Origin of the sequence: Nocardia altamirensis NBRC 108246, from assembly GCF_001612685.1 — a bacterium.
In the GTDB taxonomy this organism is placed as follows: domain Bacteria; phylum Actinomycetota; class Actinomycetes; order Mycobacteriales; family Mycobacteriaceae; genus Nocardia; species Nocardia altamirensis.
The window spans coordinates 69,669-86,741 of record NZ_BDAY01000002.1 but is presented as its reverse complement, the minus strand read 5'-3'; the positions used below and the strand labels follow the sequence as shown (position 1 = coordinate 86,741).

Sequence of the window (17,073 nt, the reverse complement as noted above, 5' to 3'; positions counted from 1 at the left end):
ACCGTGGAAACACTACTCGAGCCGACGGTGGCCAACACCGCGTGCGAGGACCGCTCCGATCGCTACTGCGTCATCGGCGCGGGCGCCGCAGGCCTGACCGCGGCGAAGAACCTGCTGGAGTACGGCATTGCGGTCGATGTGATCGAACGGGCGTCAGATGTCGGCGGCACCTGGAATCCGGGCTGCCCGACCAGCGCCGCGTACCCGTCGATTCACCTGATCACCTCGAAGCCGTTCATCCGGTACACGGACTTCCCGATCCCGGACGACTACCCGACCTACCTCGGCCAGCGTCACATCATGTCCTACCTGCGTTCCTACGCAGCACATTTCGGCGTGCGCGAGCACATCGAGTTCGACAGCTCGGTCGAATCGGCGGACCGGGTCGACGGCGGGCCGGACTGGATCGTTCGGGTCCGCACCGCCGACGGCGTCTCGGAACGCAGGTACGGCGGCCTGGTCATCGCGAACGGGCACAACTGGTCGCCACGCCGACCGGAAATACCGGGCGTCTTCCACGGACTGACGATGCATTCGGCGGACTACAAGGGCCAGGATGTGTTGCGCGGCAAGCGGGTACTCGTCGTCGGCGCGGGCACCTCCGGATGCGATATCGCGGTGGAGAGCAGCCAGAGCGCCGCGCAGACCTTCCTGAGCGTCCGGCGCGGCAACTACATCTGGCCGAAGTACATGTTCGGCATCCCGACCGATGCCTACTACGAACTCATCCTGAAGTTTCGCATGCCGCGGCCGCTCGTCCGCGCCATGGGCAAACCGCTGCTGCGGTTGAACAGCCCGGGCAATCCACTTCGCTTCGGCCTGCCCCGACCCGAACACAAGCTGCTGGAAGAGCATTTCGTGATGAACTCCACGCTGCTCTACCACCTCGGCCACGGCGAGATCGGCGTCAAGCCGGACATCGTCGAATTATGTGGTGACCGTGTGCGTTTCGCGGACGGCTCAACCGAGCAGGTCGATGTCATCGTGTACGCCACCGGCTACCGTCAGGCCGAGTTCCCTTTCATCGACCGCAAGCACCTGAACTGGTCCGACGGCCCGATCCCGGAACTGCACCTGCACGCCTTCCACCCGGAGTACGACAACCTCTTCGTCATCGGCTATGTCCAAATCTCCACCGGCACTTGGCCGATCATGGACTATCAGTCGCAGATCATGGGCAGGTACCTGTATCTGCTGAAGACCGATCCACGGCGGGCCGCGCGGTTCCGCGCCGCGAAAGCGAATCCGGTGCACGGGCCGGAGTTGAACGGAGGCATCGACTTCTACCGGTCCGAACGCCACTGGTTACAGGTCGAGCACGTGTCGTACCGGAAGCGGTTGCGCAAGTTGGCAAAGCAACTCGCGGTCACTCCGGTCGGGTCCACACCGCGATAGCCAGGGTTCACTTGGTCAGTTGCTGGACCCGCCGTTCATGAGGATTTCCTCGCCGGTGATGAAGAACGACTGGTCCCCTGCGAGGAATTCGGCGATATCGGCGACGTCGCCAGGGGTGGCGAGGCGGCCGAGCGGTACCGAGTCCAGCAGCGCCTTCTGGTAGGGATCGGTGTCGTTGACATCGGTGAAGATGCCCGCGCCCGCAATAGGCCCTGGGACCAAGGAGTTCACGGTGACCTTGCGGTGGCCGATCTCTTGCGCCAGCACCCGAACCAGGTACTTGGGTGCGGTTTTGCTGGTGCCGTACAGCCCGAGTCCCGGGTGCGGTCTGGCGGTGGAGCTGGAGGAGATGTTGATGATGCGGCCGCCGTCGGCGATGTGACGGGCCGCGGCCCGCATCACGAAGAACGGTCCCTTGGTGTTGATGCGGAACAGCAGGTCGAAGTCCTCCTCGGTGATCTCGGTGACCGGGATGTCGACCTTCTCGATGCCTGCGTTGGCCACCACGATGTCGACCTTCCCGAACGTCTCGATGGCGGTGGTGAACAGCTGGTCGATCTGGTCGACGTCGGAGACATCGGCTTTGACCGTGATGGCTTTGCCGCCTGCCGCGCTGGCGATGGCCTGCACCTCGGCCGCGGCGGCGGCGTCACGGGCGTAGTTGATGACGAGATCGGCGCCGCGCTCGGCGTAGCGCAGGGCGATCGCGCGGCCGATGCCGCGGGAGGAGCCGGTGACGAGAGCGACTTTTCCGTGCAGAGACATATCGGATTCCTTGCTGTGGAAGAGATTTGGCCAGGGCGGGGACAGGAACACCTGGCCCCGCCGGACCACAGGATGGGCAGAGATCAGCGTTCACTGTCGAGTTCGGTCATCAACGGAGCCGCGTAGCGGTCGCCCGCGGCGGCGCCGACGGGAACGGCCTGCTCGATGGTGGCCAGGTCCTGCGGGCTGAGCGTCAGGTCGGCCGCGCCGAGCGCTTCGGCCAGGCGGCCGCGACGGCGGGCGCCGACCAGCGGCACGATATCGACGCCCTGAGCGGCGACCCAGGCGATGGCGACCTGCGCGACGCTGCGATCCATGGTCTGCGCGACGGTGCGCAGCGCGTCGACCAGCGCCAGGTTGTGCGCCAGGTTCGGGCCTTGGAATCGCGGACTGATTCCGCGGAAGTCGTGGCCGTTCAAGGTGCGGTCCCCGGTCCAGTGCCCGGAAAGCAGACCACGGGACAGCACGCCGTATGCGGTGATCCCGATCCCCAATTCCCTTGCGACCGGCAGGATCTCGGCTTCGATGCCGCGGGAGAGCAGGGAGTACTCGATCTGCAGGTCGGAGATCGGGTGCACGGCCGCCGCACGGCGCAGCGTGTCGGCGCCGACCTCGGACAGACCGATGTGACGGACGTGACCGGCCTGCACGAGTTCGGCGATGGCGCCGATGGTGTCCTCGATCGGCACGGCCGGATCCAGGCGGGCCGGGCGGTAGATGTCGATGTGGTCGGTGCCGAGCCTGCGCAGGCTGTAGGCGACGAAGTTCTTCACCGCCTGTGGACGGCCGTCGTAACCGCTCCAGCCGCCGTCCGGATCGCGAAGGGCGCCGAATTTCACGCTGATCACCGCGTTGTCCCGATCGCGGCCGCGCAAGGCCTGCCGCACCAGGAGTTCGTTGTGGCCCATCCCGTAGAAGTCGCCGGTGTCGAGCAGGGTGATCCCCGCGTCGAGGGCGGCGTGGACGGTGGCGATGGATTCGACGTCGTCGGCGGGGCCGTACAGGTCCGACATGCCCATCATGCCGAGGCCGAGTGCCGACACGGTCGGCCCGGTGCGGCCAAGGATGCGGTGGCTCACGGGTGTGGTCGGTGCGCTGTTGGTCGTGGTCATCGAAATACTCCGTTTCCGTGTCCGATACCAGCGGTTATCACTGATAACGACATCAAGGTAGCACTGGTTCGATATCAGCGCTAGCCCCATTCTGTTATCGTCGATACATGCCTGCTGTGACAGCCTCCACCCGGGAACGCATCCTCAATGCCGCCGCCGACCTGCTGGCCACCGGCGGTACCGAGGCGGTGTCCACCCGTGCGGTCGCCGCCGCCGCCAACGTCCAGGCGCCAACCCTCTACCGCCTGTTCGGCGACAAACAGGGACTCCTCGACGCGGTGACGGCGCACGGCTTCGCCAGCTACCTCGCCGCCAAGAAGACGCTCGCCCCCACCGGCGACGCGATCGCGGATCTGGCCAGAGGGTGGGACAGCCACGTCGAGTTCGGCCTGACCCATCCGGCGTTCTACGTCCTGATGTACGGCGTGCCCCAACCCGAACGGCGCCCCGCCGCCGCCGAGGAGGCGCACCAACTGCTGATGGGCCTGCTCGAGCAGGCGGCCGCCGCCGGACGACTTCGGACGCCCGCCGATGCCGCGGCCCGCCTGATCCTCGCCACCAACACCGGCGTCACCCTCAGCCTCATCGCCACCCCCTCGGCCGACCGCGACCCCGAATTGTCCGCTCGCACACGCGATATCGTCCTTGCCGCGATCAGCACAGGACCCGAACCCACCGACACCACCGCGGCCACACTGGCCAGCCGGGCCCTCGCACTCGACGCCACCCTCGACGATAACGCCCACCCACTGAGCACCACCGAGACAGCGCTTTTGCACGAATGGCTACAGCGGATCGCCGCACACTCGTAGCGCTCAGCTACCAGCCAGGGTTGCCCGCGAATCGCCTCAGCAGCGCAAGCTCAAGCGCCGAAGAAGGCCAGGCGGCCGATCAGCTCACCACGGCTGCTGACGCCGGTCTTGGCGAAGATGGCTTTGAGGTGGTCCTGGACCGTGTACGCCGACAAATAGAGCTGGCGGGCGATCGTCGCGGTCCCCTGGCCCCGCAATACTCGCGCCAAAACGTCGCGTTCGCGGGGCGTCAGTCCGTAAGCGGCAGCCAGCAGAGGCACCATGTCCTTCGGATGCGGGCGATCCAAGGTGACCACGACATTGTTGGTCGCTCCGGACAGCAGACCCGCGCGCACCGTGGTCCACCCGCCGTCGGCATTGGGGATTCGCGCGGTCGCCGGAACGGAATTGCGCGCCCGCGCCGCTGCCACCACCGCCAGGATCGAGGCGGGCAATGAGCCCCTGCCGAGGTCGGCCAGGCCGTGCAGGCACTCCTCGGCTACCGCGGTGGTCTGCACGACCGTGTTGGCGTGGTCGACGATCAGCACCCCGGATCGATCGGTATCCGAGTCCGTCAGGCGGGCCACTCCGACGAGGAGTCCCCGGCGGATACCTCGAGCAAGCACACCCGTCAGGCCTGCGACGAATGCGGCCTCGTCGTCGCTGAATCCGGTCGCACCGCCCGCGCGATAGATTCCGATCGCGCCCCACACCCCGCTGGCATCGCGGAACACGGATCGCAGTTCGTGCCTGAAATCGAAGAGTGGGCACAGGAACTCGCGATATCGGTAGCTGCGGGACGGGTCGCCGGACGTGCTCGCGTGCAGTATCCCGATCGGCACCGATCGCCGGGTCAGCTCGGCAAACCGGTTGACGTCGGCGATCGCGGGATCGTATTCCAGCCGGGCGAACTCGGCATCGTGCATGTCGACATCGGGACGTTTGACCGTGGCCGTCACCAGCCCACTCGCCGGATCCGTCGTTCCGGCACACACGGATTCGTAGGGCACCGCCTCGGCCAGGTGCTCACACACCGCACCGAGGAACTCCGTTGCGCTCAACCCCGCCTCGGCCAGGACGTCGAGGCGCGAACGGACTCGATCACCTCGGCTCGATCGCACCTCGCCATCGTCCCGCAGCCGGGTGCGCAGGCACAGCCCCAGTTTCTGGGATAGACCGCCGCCGCAGGTCACTGCGACGGTGAAGCGGTGAAGACCGAGTCGAATGCCTACGAATTCGACGACCTCGTCGATACCACCGACATGATCGTCGTGCACACCGCCCTGTTGCGCGAGCTCCACCAGGCTCCGGCGCTGGTCGAAGGTGCCGAGGGAAAGCAGCGAATGCGGGTGGCACGCCACCTCTTCCTGGTCCTCGCGCTGCTGCACCATCACCACGAGGGTGAGGATCGGCGATTGTGGCCCGCGCTGGCACCCCGCATACCCGCTGCTGCCACCCACTACTTGGACGACGTCATCGCCCAGCACGACCGGATCGCCGTCCTCGTCGACCGGGTCGAGCGTGCGCTGACCGCGTGGGCCGAGGACGCCGCTCGAACAACAGGTCCGGCGCTGCGAAATGCCTTGGCAGATCTCCACGCGGGGCTGGCCGAGCATCTGCACACCGAGGAGGAGCACCTGCTGCCCCTGGCCGCTGTGCATCTGACTTCCGACGAATGGCACGCGGTCGGCGCGGCCGCGGTCTCGGCGCTGCCGAAACACCGACTGCCCCTGATCTTCGGCCTGCTCACGTACGACGCCGACCCAGCAGCCGTGCGGATCATGCTCGCGGCGATACCCGTCGTGCCACGCATCGTGCTCCGCGCCACCGCGAGAACGAGTTACGCACGCTACGCCCGCAGACTCTATGGGCGAGCGTTGTTCCCGGGAGATCAAACCTGAACAACGCACGGGGCGAACGGATTTCGTTGGTCGAATGAAGGGTCGATGAACTCCCACTTGAACAACTGGCGTGGGAACCGGACCTCTTGCAATGGTCTAGACCATGAGATCACCGCAAGGGAAATTTCTGAGCCACCTCGCGATCGCACTGGTCACGGCGCTGCCGGTGACCGCGGGTCTGGCGACCACCGCACCTGCCCATGCCGACACCACGGTGAACAAAGTGGTGGTCATCGGACTGGATGGGGTGATGTACAAGAAGATTCAGGAAGCCAAGGCCCCGAATCTATTGAAACTCGCTGCCGAGGGCACCCTCGGGCGAACGTCCATCGCACCGCACATCACCATTTCCGGACCGTCGTGGTCGACGGTGCTGACCGGCGTGTGGGACACCAAGCACGGCATCAAGGACAACAACGTCACCACCGCGCCGTTCGCGAAGTATCCGACGGTGTTCACCCGGCTGGAGAAGGCCAAGCCTGCCCTGCGGACCGAGTCGATCGCCACGTGGCCGACCATCGGCATCATCGCGGGGGCCGGTGACCCGCACGCGGATGTGAACGTCCGCAGCCCACAGCAGCCCAACGACCCGACGGAAGCGAAGATCGACGCCGTCACCGCCGACTCGAGTGCGGCCACCATCGCGAAAGCAGGACCCGACTTCCTGTTCACCCACCTCGACCAGGTCGACGCGGCAGGCCACAACCACGGCGGCGCCTCAGCGGCATACCTCGCCGCCGTCCGGAGCGTCGACACCCAGGTCGGCAAGATCGTCGCCGCCGTCGACGCACGCGCCAAAGCACAGCCCAAGGAACGGTGGCACATCCTGGTCACCGCTGATCACGGGCACCGCCCGCTCGGCGGCCACGGCGGCCAATCCGCCGACGAGACAGCCAATTTCCTGATCGCCCGCGGACCCGCGTTCAAGGCCGGAGCCACCAACTCCAGCAACTCGCTCGTCGATATCACCCCGACCGCACTCGATCTGCTCGGCGTGCCGCTGAGCCCCGAATTCGACGGCAAGTCCGTCGCCAAGACCGGCTCGGTGAGCTGACCAAGGATCGCGCGCCCGGTCGCCTTCCCGGCGACCGGGTACGCGGACGAGGACGCCGATGGCCGGCGCATGGCGACCTTTTCGCGATATCACGTGGCAGCTGGTGTGGTTGTGACCGGTGCGGTGCTGCAATACGTTTCGGTGCATGCAGCTGACTTACCGGGACGGTGCAGGGTTTTCGTTGTACGCCGAGGTCGTCGGGAGCGGGGACGAGCGCCCGCTGGTGCTGCTGCATGCCGGCGGGCCCGACCATCACAGTCTGCTGCCGCTGGCGGACCGGCTCAGCGATCGGTACACCGTCATCCTGCCCGACGTTCGCGGCTACGGCCGGTCCGTCTGCCGGGATCCGCAGCGCCACACCTGGCGCCGATATGCCGAGGACGTCAAGGATTTGGCCGATCACCTCGGCCTGTCCAGCATCACGCTCGGCGGTGCAGGCCTCGGCTCGACCATCACCGCGCGCGCTGCGATCGCCTTTCCCGAGCTGGTGTCGGCGGCGATCCTGATGGGCGTCGAGGACATCCAGGACGACGCGGCGGTCGACGCCGAAGTCGCGTTCCTCGATGCCTTCGCCGAACGCGTCGCCACCGACGGCATCGAGGCCGCCTGGGCGCCCATTCTCGCCGCGATGCCTCCGGTCGTCGGCGCGATGGTCCGCGACGCCATCCCCCGCTCCGATCAGGCCAGCATCGCCGCCGCAGCCGCCATCGGCCGCGACCGCTCTTTTCGTGACGTCGCCGAGCTTGCCGAAATCGCCGCCCCCACACTCATTTTCGCGGGCACCGACCCCCGCCATCCCACCGCCCTCGCCGAACGCGTCGCCGCGACCATCCCGCACGCCACGCTGGCAACAGCGACCGTCTCGGACGAACTGCACTCACCCGAGGAGCTCGCCGAGACCTTCGCTCCAGAAATCCGCAAGTTCCTCGAACCCTGACCGAACCGCCCGCCCGGTCTGCACGCGCCAGCCTTTTCGGGGGATGCACCGATCTCTCCCCTCCACTCAATGGAGATCGGTACATCCCCCGACGAGGCTGTGTGGCGACAGCAGCAGGGGATCATGCGGCGAATGTTACACAATCCCATCACAGAACCCATATAGATTGCCCACAATCCCCACATCATCCGCACACCTCACGCAAGAGATGGCACAAACAAACCATAATTTTGGTATTAATGTTCACGATCTCCGTTCAAAAGATGTCAACAACCAGGTAGGCTTGCCGCGTTTTGAGGTTGTTTCTGCATAGACTCGAGGCGATCAGACGACAGGGTTGAGGACGATGGCGACGACAGATGTGGTGCGTTTCGGACGCCTGGTCACCGCACGACGACGCGAGCTCGGGCTCACGTCCCAGCAGGTGCGCGACGCGGGCGGTCCCGGTTTGGTCACCCTCGGCAAGATCGAATCCGGTACTGCGGGAAAGCTTCACCTGGAGACCTTCGCCAAGCTCGACCATGCCCTGCAGTGGCAGCCGGGCGGCGCCACCGCCGCGTACGACTCCGGCGCGGTGCCGATACCGCTCTCGGCCGAGGTGCCCGCGCACACATCGGACGTGCTGACAGTGCCGCCGCCCAACGTGCACTATGTGGCGTTTCCGCCCGGTGTCATCGACGAAGTAGTCGGTCTCGCGAAGCGCCTCGAGGCACTCGCGGCGGACGATGCGCGGCTGGCCGAGGTCTCCGAAGGGTTGGACGAGGTCGCGGACCGGATCCTGCGCGCTTGGACAATCGCCGAAATAGAACGGATGCGGGTGGCGGGCACCCTCACCACGTCGATGATCGAAATGCTGCTCGGCCACTACTGGCGGCGGACTCCCCAAGCCCCGAATCCGCAGGACCAAGAGGAACTCATGTACATGCGCTGGCTGCTCGACCGCGCTCCGGAAACCACATCACCCGAACAGGTTTCGCGGTTCGCCGCACGCTGGGCAGCGGTGCAGCGCATGCTCGCCAATCTCCCTGCGCCCGACCGAGGATGAACCGAATGCCGTTGCCGCTACCCGCCAAGATCGACCGGCTCGTCGAATACTCGCATCGGTATGGCGAACCCGCCATGACCAACCCCCAAATCGCTGACGCGTTGACCGAACGACTCGGCCGCACAGTGACCTCGGCGTTCATCGCGGCGCTGCGCGACGGCTCGACCAGCGACATCCCGAAGGATCTCGCCGCGGAACTGTGCGCACTGTGCCGATGTCCCGACCCTGCTTATTTGACGCCTGCCCGGGACGAGGACGTGGACATAGACCAACGACTCAGGCTGTGGACCCTCGCACGGGACCGCGGACTGAAGCATCTCGCTGCCCGCGCCCCCGGTGCGATGACTCGCGAGATGATGGAGGAGTTGATCGCGGACATCGGAGCACTGCCACTCCGTGCCTAGTGTCCTGTCGGACAACAACATTCAGCACTGGACTCACACCACGCTCAGCGGCGAGCTCGGCACACCCTGCTGCCACTCACGTGCTACCTCGAGGATGAATTTCTCGTCGTCGATCCACTCCGGCGCCCTGGCGTCTCGGTCACCACCACCGACGGCACCATCGGACAACGCGGACCGCAAAGCCGCGCACACCTGCGCAGGCGTCGGCTGGGTACCCAGACAGGTCAGCCATGGGGCAGCCGAGATCGTCACGTCCTCGATTTCGATCCACATCCGGTGCTCGGTCACCTGCGGCAGCGAATTGCGTACGTGCACATGCAATCTGGTCTCCGGGCGGGCTGCCATCATGTCCGCCCACATCGGCGACAGGATCCGGATGTTCCGGCTCGCTCGATCGCGCCGCAGGCGGATGGTGGCAGAGACAACGATGGACGGAATCGTCATCAGCATGAATCCGGCGACCGGCACCAGAAACAGCCAATCGTTGCTGGCCGCGCGACCGGTGGTGAAACTGTTGTGGACGCCCGCGAAATGTAGCCAGGCCGAAAGCACTCGGCTACCACTGTCGACCATGCTCAATGTAATGCACACTGTCGCAACGCCTCCGAAAACGGCGCGCGGCAGACTCTGACGCCAGCACCGCAGCAAGCCGACAAAGGTGACCAACATCGGGACTTCGGCCAGCGGGGTCGGCAAGCTGTACACCATCATGTACGCGGGCGTCCGCCAGTCGTGCAACTCCTCGATCGCGATGTTCGCGGACCTGGCCGACACCGACAGCCATGCCAGCGTTGCACCGAGCACCGCGACGCAGGCGATGATCCACGCCGCCGTACGCCACGACACCGGCTTCTGCCCTTGCCACAGCAGACCGACCCAGAGCAGCGCCCCCGCCATGGAGAGCGCGGCTATGTGTGTCGCCAACCGGATATCCGCCAGTGACAGCCACGGCGTGAGGACGGCTTGTGCTGCGCGGTCCCGCAATACGGCTGTGGCCAGCATGGCCGAGACCAATATCGCGACCGCCCAATCCAATCGACTTCGCTCCAGCAGCAACACCATTCGCAACACCAGCGCGGCCGCGATCCACCCCATCAGCGCCGCGGCGGCGGCGCCGGGCACGAGCGAGGTCGCCACCGTCGCCAGTAACGGGCTCGGTTCCACGATCAGCGCCGCATCAGCTCGAACAGCGAGGCCGCGCGATGCGCCGCGCCGTCGGTGTCATCGGGCCGCCCTCGGCTCAGGCCAGCCAGGTGCGTCCCGAGCCACTCCGCCGCGGCCTCCGCATCCGTGTCGAAGCTGCTGCGCAGCATGATCTCTCGGACCCAGGTCGGATCCAGGCCCTCGGTCAACAGCGATTCCGATACCTCGTAGGTGCTGCTGCCCCGGTGGTCCAGCAGGACGTGACCTACCTCGTGCATGATCTCCTGCCGCTGTCCGCGCGATGACCTGTTCGGATCGAACTTGATGATCATCCGATCGTCCAGCACCCACAGCGCCCCGCACCGAGTCGCTGCCGGGACATGCATCCGCCAGGGATCCAGCACAATCGTCTTGCCAACGCGCTCAGACAACCAGCCGAGGAACTCCCGGACAGTCCATGGCGGTGTCAGCGGGATGTTGTCCAGGATGCCGCGTACTCGACTCTCGTCCACCTGCGGCCATACCTCCAGATCCGTACCGATACTGCGACGACAGCAGGCGGGTCGTAGCGACGACTACGACCCGCCTGCCGTATCGTTCGTCAGCTGACGCGATGTTCCAGTGTGGCGTACAGGTTTTCGGGCTTGAGTGTCAGTTGCTCATGCACCGCGAGGGTGTAGTCGGAGTCGGGAACGAAGTTGTATCGCCGAGTCGCCAACGCGAGCGTGAGTACGGCTTCGTGCAGCGCGAACTGGCGGCCGATACATGCGCGTGGACCGACCCCGAACGGCCGGTAGGGGCCTTTGTCACGGCCGGGCAGAAACCGATCCGGGTCGAAGGTCAGCGGATCGTGCCAGTCCTCGTTGCGATGCAACCCGAGCGTGAGCACGAAGATCGGTTCACCCTCGCGAACCGGCCAGCAACCACCGAGCTCGGTGTCGGCCCTGGCAGCGCGGAAATAGCCTGGGGCACTTGGCCACAGGCGCAACGTCTCGTCGACGACGCAGCGGGTGTAGCGCAGTTTCGCGACCTGCTCATAGGCGATCGGCGAATCCCCGCAGACCTCTTGTACTTCCGCGCGCACCCGGTCGGCGATCTCCGGCTGCTGCATCAGATAGTGCAAAGCGAATCCGAGGGTGCCCGCGGTCGTCTCCTGTCCTGCCAATAGGAACGACACCACCTGGTAGGCGATGTTCTCCGCAGGCAGCTTCTCGCCGGTGTCCGGATCGACGGTGGTCAGCATCAGGTCGAGCAGGTCTTTCGACCCCTGACGCGGCTCAGCGGCGCGGGTGCCGGCCAGTTCGAGACCGTACTCGTGTAGGGCAACGAGATCGTCCTTGTACTGCTGGCCGTGCTGGCGTTCGAGCCGAACCCGTTCCATCGGAGTGGAATTCGACACCGTCGAGATCCACCACATGGCCCGGTTCAGCTGCGTCAGGAATGGATGCAGATCAGCATCCCCGCCGTGGGCGAAGGCCGAGAACGAGGTCGAGAAACCGGCACGGCCGATCAACTCGAAGGTCAGACTGTTCAGATCCTGAGTCAGGTTGACCCGAGGCCGTGCCCCGGCACCCTGCCAGTACTCGAACATCGACTCGATCGACGCGACCATGGCGTCGTGATAGATCGCCATCGCGGGCTTGACGAAGCCAGGGGTCAGAATCCGATGGGCGATACCCCAGACCGGCTCGGAGCTGTAGGCCATGAACAGTCCATCGCCCGTCACCTCACGTAACCGCTCCAACGGCGCAGCAACATGCTTCTCGAACCGCGTCTCGTCCCAAACCTCTTGCGCGAGTTCAGTTCCGGTCACCACGAGCAATCGATAGTCGGGCCCGAACATCAACTCATAGATCGGTCCGAGTTCCTGCGCGAGCTGGTACTCGGTCTGCGTGGGACGCGACGGATCGATGGCTTTGGCATCACCGAACAGCGGATGACGATCCTTGGGATGGGGAAGGGCAACAGTAGGGCTGGAAGCACCGGACATGGCGGCTAGTCTGCACTACGACCGTAAATTCTTCGCATCGCGCAGGAACAATGTGTGGTTCTTTCGGCGAACCAGCTGGTCGCCGAATTCCCACTTGAACAACCGACGGCTACCGCAACCACCGCAGGGCGGCAGCCGCGGTGTCGTCCGGACTGTTGTCGCCGCAAGCACCGGCTCGGGATCCCACTCGGTCAGTGTGGTGGGGTCCAGTCCGATGACGAGTACGCGCCCGAGTGCCATGGGTCTTCCTTACCTCAGGCCGCCCCCGTCTTTCCCGGTTTTGGTGACGCTGCTCTCTGGGAGAAACTGAGGTGTAACAGTTTCACCTCGCGGACAGACGGAGTGGTGGGGAACTGGGGCGGCAGTGTGCCGGTCGAGGCACAGTCAGCAAAGGGAGTAGTAGACAGATGCGTTTTCGATTGCCGGGACAGTCGGCATGGGCAATGCGGGCCACCGCGGTAGCGCTCACCACCATGGTGTCGGTGACGTTGCTCGGCGGCACCGCCCACGCGGAACCGGCAAAGCCAACGAAGCCGTCGGCCGTGACCTCCATCACGAAGGCCGGGCGCAACTGGCAGCTGAAGGTGTACTCGGCATCGATGGACAAAGAGTTCAAGGTCGAGGTGCAGCGTCCGGCCGACGAGTCGAAGCCTGCGCCGAACCTCTACATGCTCAACGGTCTCGACGGTGGCGAGGGCACGGCCAGCTGGAACGCACAGACCAACGCGCTGGCGTGGCTGGCCGACAAGCCGGTCAACGTGGTGCAGCCGATCGGCGGGCGCGGCACCTACTACACCGACTGGCAGAAGCCGGACCCGAACCTCGGCCTGAACAAGTGGAAGACCTTCTTCACCGAGGAGCTGCCGCCGCTGCTGGACAAGGCGCTGCAGTCAACCGGTCAGAATGCGTTGGTCGGCTTGTCGACCTCCGGCACGTCGGTGCTGCAGTTGGCCGAGGCCAAGCCCGGCCTGTGGAAGTCCGTCGCCGCCTACAGCGGTTGTGCGCAGATCGCCGACCCGATGGGTAAGCAGTTCGTCAAGATGGCGGCCGGGCTGTGGGCAGGCGGCAACACCGAGAACATGTACGGTCCCGACGACAGCCCGCTGTGGGCGGAGAACGATCCGGTCATCAACGCGGAGAAGCTGCGCGGCACCCTGCTCTACATCTCGAGCGGCAGCGGCATCCCGATGCTGGAGGACGTCGAGTACTACCTGAAGACCGCCCCCGGCCCGATGGGCGCCGTCAACCTCGGGCTCGGTGTCGGTATCGAGGCGGCCGTCAACGGATGCACGGCCAACCTGAAGAACCGGCTCGATTCGCTGGGCATCCCGGCGACCTACCAGTTCAACCCGGTCGGCACCCACTACTGGCCGTACTGGGAGGAAGCGCTGCACAAGTCCTGGCCGCTGCTCGCCGAAGGAATGGGCCTGAGCTGAGCATCGCCGGTTCCCCACTGCCACAACAGCCACACCGTGGCGGTCGCGCCCCCGAAGGAACTCTTCGGGGGCGTTTCCCTTCTTCATCGAAGACAGAGCTGGTGCCACGGTCTGGCGACCGCACCCGAAACTGTTCGACAATGGTGGCGGCCAGCCCTCGACCGCGACGTCTCGCTAGTCGGAACCTGGCCGTCCGATGACCTTGCGGACGTCCGTGGTGTCGATGGTCGTGGCGTGCGCGGCAACGGCGTCGACGAGTCGGGTGCGGAGCAATGCCAACGACGCGTCACCGACAGCCCCGCCTGCCTCGGCCAACGCGTCGGGCAACGCGGAGACCAGCTCACGAGTTCGGGCGATCAATCGATCAGGGTCCGTACCGGCCTTCTGCGCGAACTTCGCCACATGATGGAGAGTGACTTCGCCGAACCTCGCGCGACCACCGATCGGCATCGCCACGCGACTCAGACCCGACCTCGAATTCCGAAGGTAGGGTAGTGAACTCGCGACGTCGTAGACCGGCGCGAGCGTGACATCGACGCCGTTCAGGATGACCGAATAATTCTTGGCGTGGGCATCGGGCGCGCCGAGCAAGTATTGCGCGACAACGGCATCGGCGAATCGATCGACGTCGCCCTGTGTCGCCTCCTTGGCAAGCAAGTGCGCGATCTCAGTGGCCGACGGTCCGCCATCGGCGGCGTACTTGCGCTCGGGCCGCACCGAGAGTGCTTGGCACATGTCCTCCTGATGCAGCCGCAGCACACTGCCATCGGTGCGGCGCAATCGGTCGTACCGCTCGACGACAATCGCGGCGACCCCATCGAACTCGATGAACTCCGATGCGGCAGTGGCGATTCCGACGGCATCCAGCGCGCGCAGGCATAGGTGCTCGTTGAATGCCTGCCCGGAGAAGTGAGCAATCCCCGGTTTGACGATGTGGGTACTCGCGGCGTTGCCGTGCGCGTACGCCCACTGTCCGTCCACAGTGCGCACCACGGCAAACTTGGACTGCGCTCCCGCCAAGCTCCATCGTTCATCGGCGCGCGTCCATGCCTGCGGTGCGGTGTGCAGCGCCCGCAATCGCTGCCCGATTTGCGCATCGGTGACGATCTCCAAGGTGCCGGGCCTGGTCAGTACATCCTCGACATCCTGCGGAAGCATCAGCTGCACGGCGCCTGCACAATCGCGGCCGACGTGTTCCAACAGTGCGGTGGCACTTCCGATCTGCGCATCGAACTCGCGAGCGAGGCTGTCCAGGACGTTGGCGTCATCGGGGAGCAGGTTCATCAACCATGGTGCGACCACACGTTGGTCGTAGGTGCGTCCGGCCACCAGTGGCATCGACAGCGACAGTGGGGTTGCCTCGACGTCCTCGGCGTAGTCGTCGAGATACGTGAAGCGGGACCGACCGGCTTCATGGGTTACCGCCCCGATCAGCGATCCGTTCAAGACGACGACGAGATCAGTCATCTGACTCCGAAGCCTGGGGGTTGGGTGCTGGTTCAGTGCGCCGGATCCGGCTGAGCATGTCCTGAATGGCCAGCTGGTCCGCGGAAGGCGCAGTGCGCTGTGACGCGGGTACTGCTACCAGCCGCAATCCCAGCGCGGTCGCAATCTGGGCTACCCGGCCGATTTCTCCGCGCGCACTGCCGTCCTCGACGCGACTCACGAGCTGTCGAGAGACACCGGCCAACTCGCCGAGTTGTTCCTGGGTCAACCCGGCTTCGACACGAGCCTTACGGAGCATCGCGCCGAGTTGCACCAGCTGACGCCGGGTCCGCGGCTGGGTCATCATGTCATAGTACTGCAACCTAGCCACCATGTCATGGATCCATAACATCGATGGATCGAAGACTTCCGATAAAGCACTGATGAGGTGGGAAATCTAGGAACGATGTTATGGATCCATAACATCGGCACCATGTTATGGATCCATAACATTCACCTCATCTGCACGATCCGGATGGCCCGAGGTGTTCAGCGGATGGTGTCGAGGAAGGTGGCGGTGTCGGCGGCTATTTCGGTGGGGTATTCGCCGTTGATGGCGTGGGAGGCGTTGTCGTAGACGCGGACAGTGGCTGTGCTGAGGGTGGTGCGGGCGCGGTCGGCGGCTGCGGTGGTGTCGTGCATGACGGACTTGCCTGCGAGGATGGCGAGGACGGGCATGGGGAGGGAGCGCAGTTGGTCGGTGCTGAATTCGGTGGGGGTCGGCAGGTGTAGTGCGTAGGTCTGCATGCCGGATTCGATCATGTCGGCGACGGGGACGTCTTCGACCGGGGCGCCGCCTGCGGTCCAGCTGTTGAAGCTGTCGCGCCAGCTCTTCGGAAACCAGCGCACCGAGGCGGGGATCGAACGCAGTATGGCCTGAAAAGACATGGGCGCGAACGTCAGCACCGGGTCGAGCACGGTGAGGCCTGCGATCTTCTCCGGTTCGTGGATCGCGAGATTGGTGGCGGTCCAGCCGCCGATCGAGACGCCGAACAGATGTAATTGCTTGTCCGGCAACTGCTTCAGGGCCTGATGCAGCCAGCGGGCCTGATCTCGGTCGTCCTCGATGGGGCAGGTCTGGATGCTCTTTCCCGGTTCACCGAGCAGGTCGATGGTGTAAACGGTGCGCAGCTTCCGCAGCGCGGGCAGGTTATCCGCCCACATCGGCGTGGCCGCCGAGCGCCCTGGCAACAGAATGAGCGGCGCCGCAGTCGGATTCGCGCCGTCGAAGCGATACATCCGAACCACGCCGTAGTCGGTCCGCAGATCCAGCGTCGCGTCCGGCGCAGGCATCGCCCGCATCGCACGGTCATAGGCCGCGAAGAACCGATCGTGCCCGGCCGCCGAGGTGAAGTGGCCGACCGGCGAGGTGTCGCGAATCGCGAGCCACCCCACCAAGCCGACCGCAACGATCGCGGCGCCGCCGGCCAGCAGCCTGCGCGGCCACCTGCGCCGCGACGGCGCGACGTCCGACTTCTCCTCCGGCTGCACAGGGGTGGACATGCCGCGAGCCTATCCAGCCCACCGCCGCCGAGTCGCGTCATTTCTTGCCCCTGCGGTTCCGCACCAGCCGGCATTCGGGCAAATCCCCCATCCGCCGAGGGACAAAACCATA

Annotated in this window: 18 protein-coding genes; 8 read left to right on the top strand and 10 right to left on the bottom strand. The window is 65.5% G+C overall.

What is annotated here, in order from left to right; all coding sequences use genetic code 11:
* Window positions 1-3 precede the first annotated feature (3 nt).
* Window positions 4-1,395: a flavin-containing monooxygenase gene (locus NA11_RS00430; protein ID WP_069159662.1), complete on the top strand. Its 1,392-nt coding sequence runs from the start codon at window positions 4-6 to the stop codon at window positions 1,393-1,395.
* Window positions 1,396-1,410: 15 nt separating this feature from the next.
* Here NA11_RS00430 and NA11_RS00425 read toward each other — a convergent pair whose 3' ends face one another.
* Both NA11_RS00425 and NA11_RS00420 read right to left on the bottom strand, forming a co-directional pair.
* Window positions 1,411-2,160 (bottom strand): glucose 1-dehydrogenase, encoded by a 750-nt coding sequence (locus tag NA11_RS00425; protein WP_069159694.1) that lies wholly within the window; start codon window positions 2,158-2,160, stop codon window positions 1,411-1,413.
* Window positions 2,161-2,243: 83 nt separating this feature from the next.
* Window positions 2,244-3,272: an aldo/keto reductase gene (locus NA11_RS00420; protein ID WP_069159661.1), complete on the bottom strand. Its 1,029-nt coding sequence runs from the start codon at window positions 3,270-3,272 to the stop codon at window positions 2,244-2,246.
* A gap of 107 nt (window positions 3,273-3,379) precedes the next feature.
* On the opposite strand from NA11_RS00420, the gene NA11_RS00415 reads away from it, so the two are divergent.
* A complete protein-coding gene (locus tag NA11_RS00415; protein WP_069159660.1) occupies window positions 3,380-4,084 on the top strand; it encodes a TetR/AcrR family transcriptional regulator in 705 nt (234 codons plus the stop codon).
* A 50-nt stretch (window positions 4,085-4,134) separates the two neighbouring features.
* Here the strand turns inward: NA11_RS00415 and NA11_RS00410 are convergent, their stop codons facing one another.
* On the bottom strand, window positions 4,135-5,184 hold the full coding sequence (locus tag NA11_RS00410; RefSeq protein ID WP_167837516.1) for a response regulator transcription factor: 1,050 nt from the start codon (window positions 5,182-5,184) through the stop codon (window positions 4,135-4,137).
* Window positions 5,185-5,271: 87 nt separating this feature from the next.
* Between NA11_RS00410 and NA11_RS00405 the strand changes: the two genes are divergently transcribed.
* From NA11_RS00405 to NA11_RS00385, 5 genes are all read left to right on the top strand, one after another.
* Window positions 5,272-5,964, top strand: a complete 693-nt coding sequence (locus tag NA11_RS00405; RefSeq protein ID WP_069159659.1) for a hemerythrin domain-containing protein — start codon at window positions 5,272-5,274, stop codon at window positions 5,962-5,964.
* Between the two features lie 103 nt (window positions 5,965-6,067).
* Window positions 6,068-7,018: an alkaline phosphatase family protein gene (locus NA11_RS00400; protein WP_069159658.1), complete on the top strand. Its 951-nt coding sequence runs from the start codon at window positions 6,068-6,070 to the stop codon at window positions 7,016-7,018.
* Window positions 7,019-7,163: 145 nt separating this feature from the next.
* The gene (locus tag NA11_RS00395; protein WP_069159657.1) at window positions 7,164-7,955 is read left to right on the top strand and encodes an alpha/beta fold hydrolase; all 792 of its coding nucleotides are present in this window, start codon (window positions 7,164-7,166) and stop codon (window positions 7,953-7,955) included.
* 346 nt (window positions 7,956-8,301) lie between these two features.
* Window positions 8,302-9,000 (top strand): helix-turn-helix domain-containing protein, encoded by a 699-nt coding sequence (locus NA11_RS00390; protein WP_069159656.1) that lies wholly within the window; start codon window positions 8,302-8,304, stop codon window positions 8,998-9,000.
* A 5-nt stretch (window positions 9,001-9,005) separates the two neighbouring features.
* Window positions 9,006-9,404: a hypothetical protein gene (locus NA11_RS00385; protein ID WP_141717291.1), complete on the top strand. Its 399-nt coding sequence runs from the start codon at window positions 9,006-9,008 to the stop codon at window positions 9,402-9,404.
* 33 nt (window positions 9,405-9,437) lie between these two features.
* Here the strand turns inward: NA11_RS00385 and NA11_RS00380 are convergent, their stop codons facing one another.
* The 4 genes from NA11_RS00380 to NA11_RS00365 form a co-directional block, all read right to left on the bottom strand.
* Window positions 9,438-10,568, bottom strand: coding sequence for a DUF6545 domain-containing protein (locus NA11_RS00380; RefSeq protein ID WP_069159654.1), 1,131 nt, complete (start codon window positions 10,566-10,568; stop codon window positions 9,438-9,440).
* 2 nt (window positions 10,569-10,570) lie between these two features.
* On the bottom strand, window positions 10,571-11,059 hold the full coding sequence (locus NA11_RS00375; protein WP_245745632.1) for a hypothetical protein: 489 nt from the start codon (window positions 11,057-11,059) through the stop codon (window positions 10,571-10,573).
* An 89-nt stretch (window positions 11,060-11,148) separates the two neighbouring features.
* The gene (locus tag NA11_RS00370) at window positions 11,149-12,537 is read right to left on the bottom strand and encodes a cytochrome P450 (RefSeq protein ID WP_069159652.1); all 1,389 of its coding nucleotides are present in this window, start codon (window positions 12,535-12,537) and stop codon (window positions 11,149-11,151) included.
* Window positions 12,538-12,552: 15 nt separating this feature from the next.
* The gene (locus NA11_RS00365; RefSeq protein ID WP_069159651.1) at window positions 12,553-12,777 is read right to left on the bottom strand and encodes a programmed cell death 2 domain-containing protein; all 225 of its coding nucleotides are present in this window, start codon (window positions 12,775-12,777) and stop codon (window positions 12,553-12,555) included.
* Between the two features lie 167 nt (window positions 12,778-12,944).
* Between NA11_RS00365 and NA11_RS00360 the strand changes: the two genes are divergently transcribed.
* Complete coding sequence (locus NA11_RS00360) at window positions 12,945-13,973, top strand: alpha/beta hydrolase (protein WP_069159650.1); 1,029 nt, start codon at window positions 12,945-12,947, stop codon at window positions 13,971-13,973.
* A 174-nt stretch (window positions 13,974-14,147) separates the two neighbouring features.
* Here the strand turns inward: NA11_RS00360 and NA11_RS00355 are convergent, their stop codons facing one another.
* The 3 genes from NA11_RS00355 to NA11_RS00345 all read right to left on the bottom strand — a co-directional run bounded on the left by NA11_RS00355 (window position 14,148) and on the right by NA11_RS00345 (window position 16,961).
* The gene (locus NA11_RS00355; RefSeq protein WP_069159649.1) at window positions 14,148-15,440 is read right to left on the bottom strand and encodes a type II toxin-antitoxin system HipA family toxin; all 1,293 of its coding nucleotides are present in this window, start codon (window positions 15,438-15,440) and stop codon (window positions 14,148-14,150) included.
* On the bottom strand, window positions 15,433-15,762 hold the full coding sequence (locus tag NA11_RS00350) for a helix-turn-helix domain-containing protein (protein ID WP_069159692.1): 330 nt from the start codon (window positions 15,760-15,762) through the stop codon (window positions 15,433-15,435). Before NA11_RS00350 ends, NA11_RS00355 begins: the two co-directional genes overlap by 8 nt.
* 185 nt (window positions 15,763-15,947) lie before the next feature.
* Entirely contained in the window at window positions 15,948-16,961 is a 1,014-nt protein-coding gene (locus tag NA11_RS00345) for an alpha/beta fold hydrolase (RefSeq protein ID WP_084653818.1), read from the bottom strand.
* Window positions 16,962-17,073: the final 112 nt, after the last annotated feature.

Coding starts and splice junctions, on each gene's coding strand:
- NA11_RS00365 (WP_069159651.1), bottom strand. CDS start 12,777: ATGGCACTCGGGCGCGTACTCGTCATCGGACTGGACCCCACCACACTG.
- NA11_RS00345 (WP_084653818.1), bottom strand. CDS start 16,961: ATGTCCACCCCTGTGCAGCCGGAGGAGAAGTCGGACGTCGCGCCGTCG.
- NA11_RS00355 (WP_069159649.1), bottom strand. CDS start 15,440: ATGACTGATCTCGTCGTCGTCTTGAACGGATCGCTGATCGGGGCGGTA.
- NA11_RS00385 (WP_141717291.1), top strand. CDS start 9,006: ATGCCGTTGCCGCTACCCGCCAAGATCGACCGGCTCGTCGAATACTCG.
- NA11_RS00420 (WP_069159661.1), bottom strand. CDS start 3,272: ATGACCACGACCAACAGCGCACCGACCACACCCGTGAGCCACCGCATC.
- NA11_RS00395 (WP_069159657.1), top strand. CDS start 7,164: ATGCAGCTGACTTACCGGGACGGTGCAGGGTTTTCGTTGTACGCCGAG.
- NA11_RS00370 (WP_069159652.1), bottom strand. CDS start 12,537: ATGTCCGGTGCTTCCAGCCCTACTGTTGCCCTTCCCCATCCCAAGGAT.
- NA11_RS00415 (WP_069159660.1), top strand. CDS start 3,380: ATGCCTGCTGTGACAGCCTCCACCCGGGAACGCATCCTCAATGCCGCC.
- NA11_RS00400 (WP_069159658.1), top strand. CDS start 6,068: ATGAGATCACCGCAAGGGAAATTTCTGAGCCACCTCGCGATCGCACTG.
- NA11_RS00350 (WP_069159692.1), bottom strand. CDS start 15,762: ATGACCCAGCCGCGGACCCGGCGTCAGCTGGTGCAACTCGGCGCGATG.
- NA11_RS00390 (WP_069159656.1), top strand. CDS start 8,302: ATGGCGACGACAGATGTGGTGCGTTTCGGACGCCTGGTCACCGCACGA.
- NA11_RS00360 (WP_069159650.1), top strand. CDS start 12,945: ATGCGTTTTCGATTGCCGGGACAGTCGGCATGGGCAATGCGGGCCACC.
- NA11_RS00425 (WP_069159694.1), bottom strand. CDS start 2,160: ATGTCTCTGCACGGAAAAGTCGCTCTCGTCACCGGCTCCTCCCGCGGC.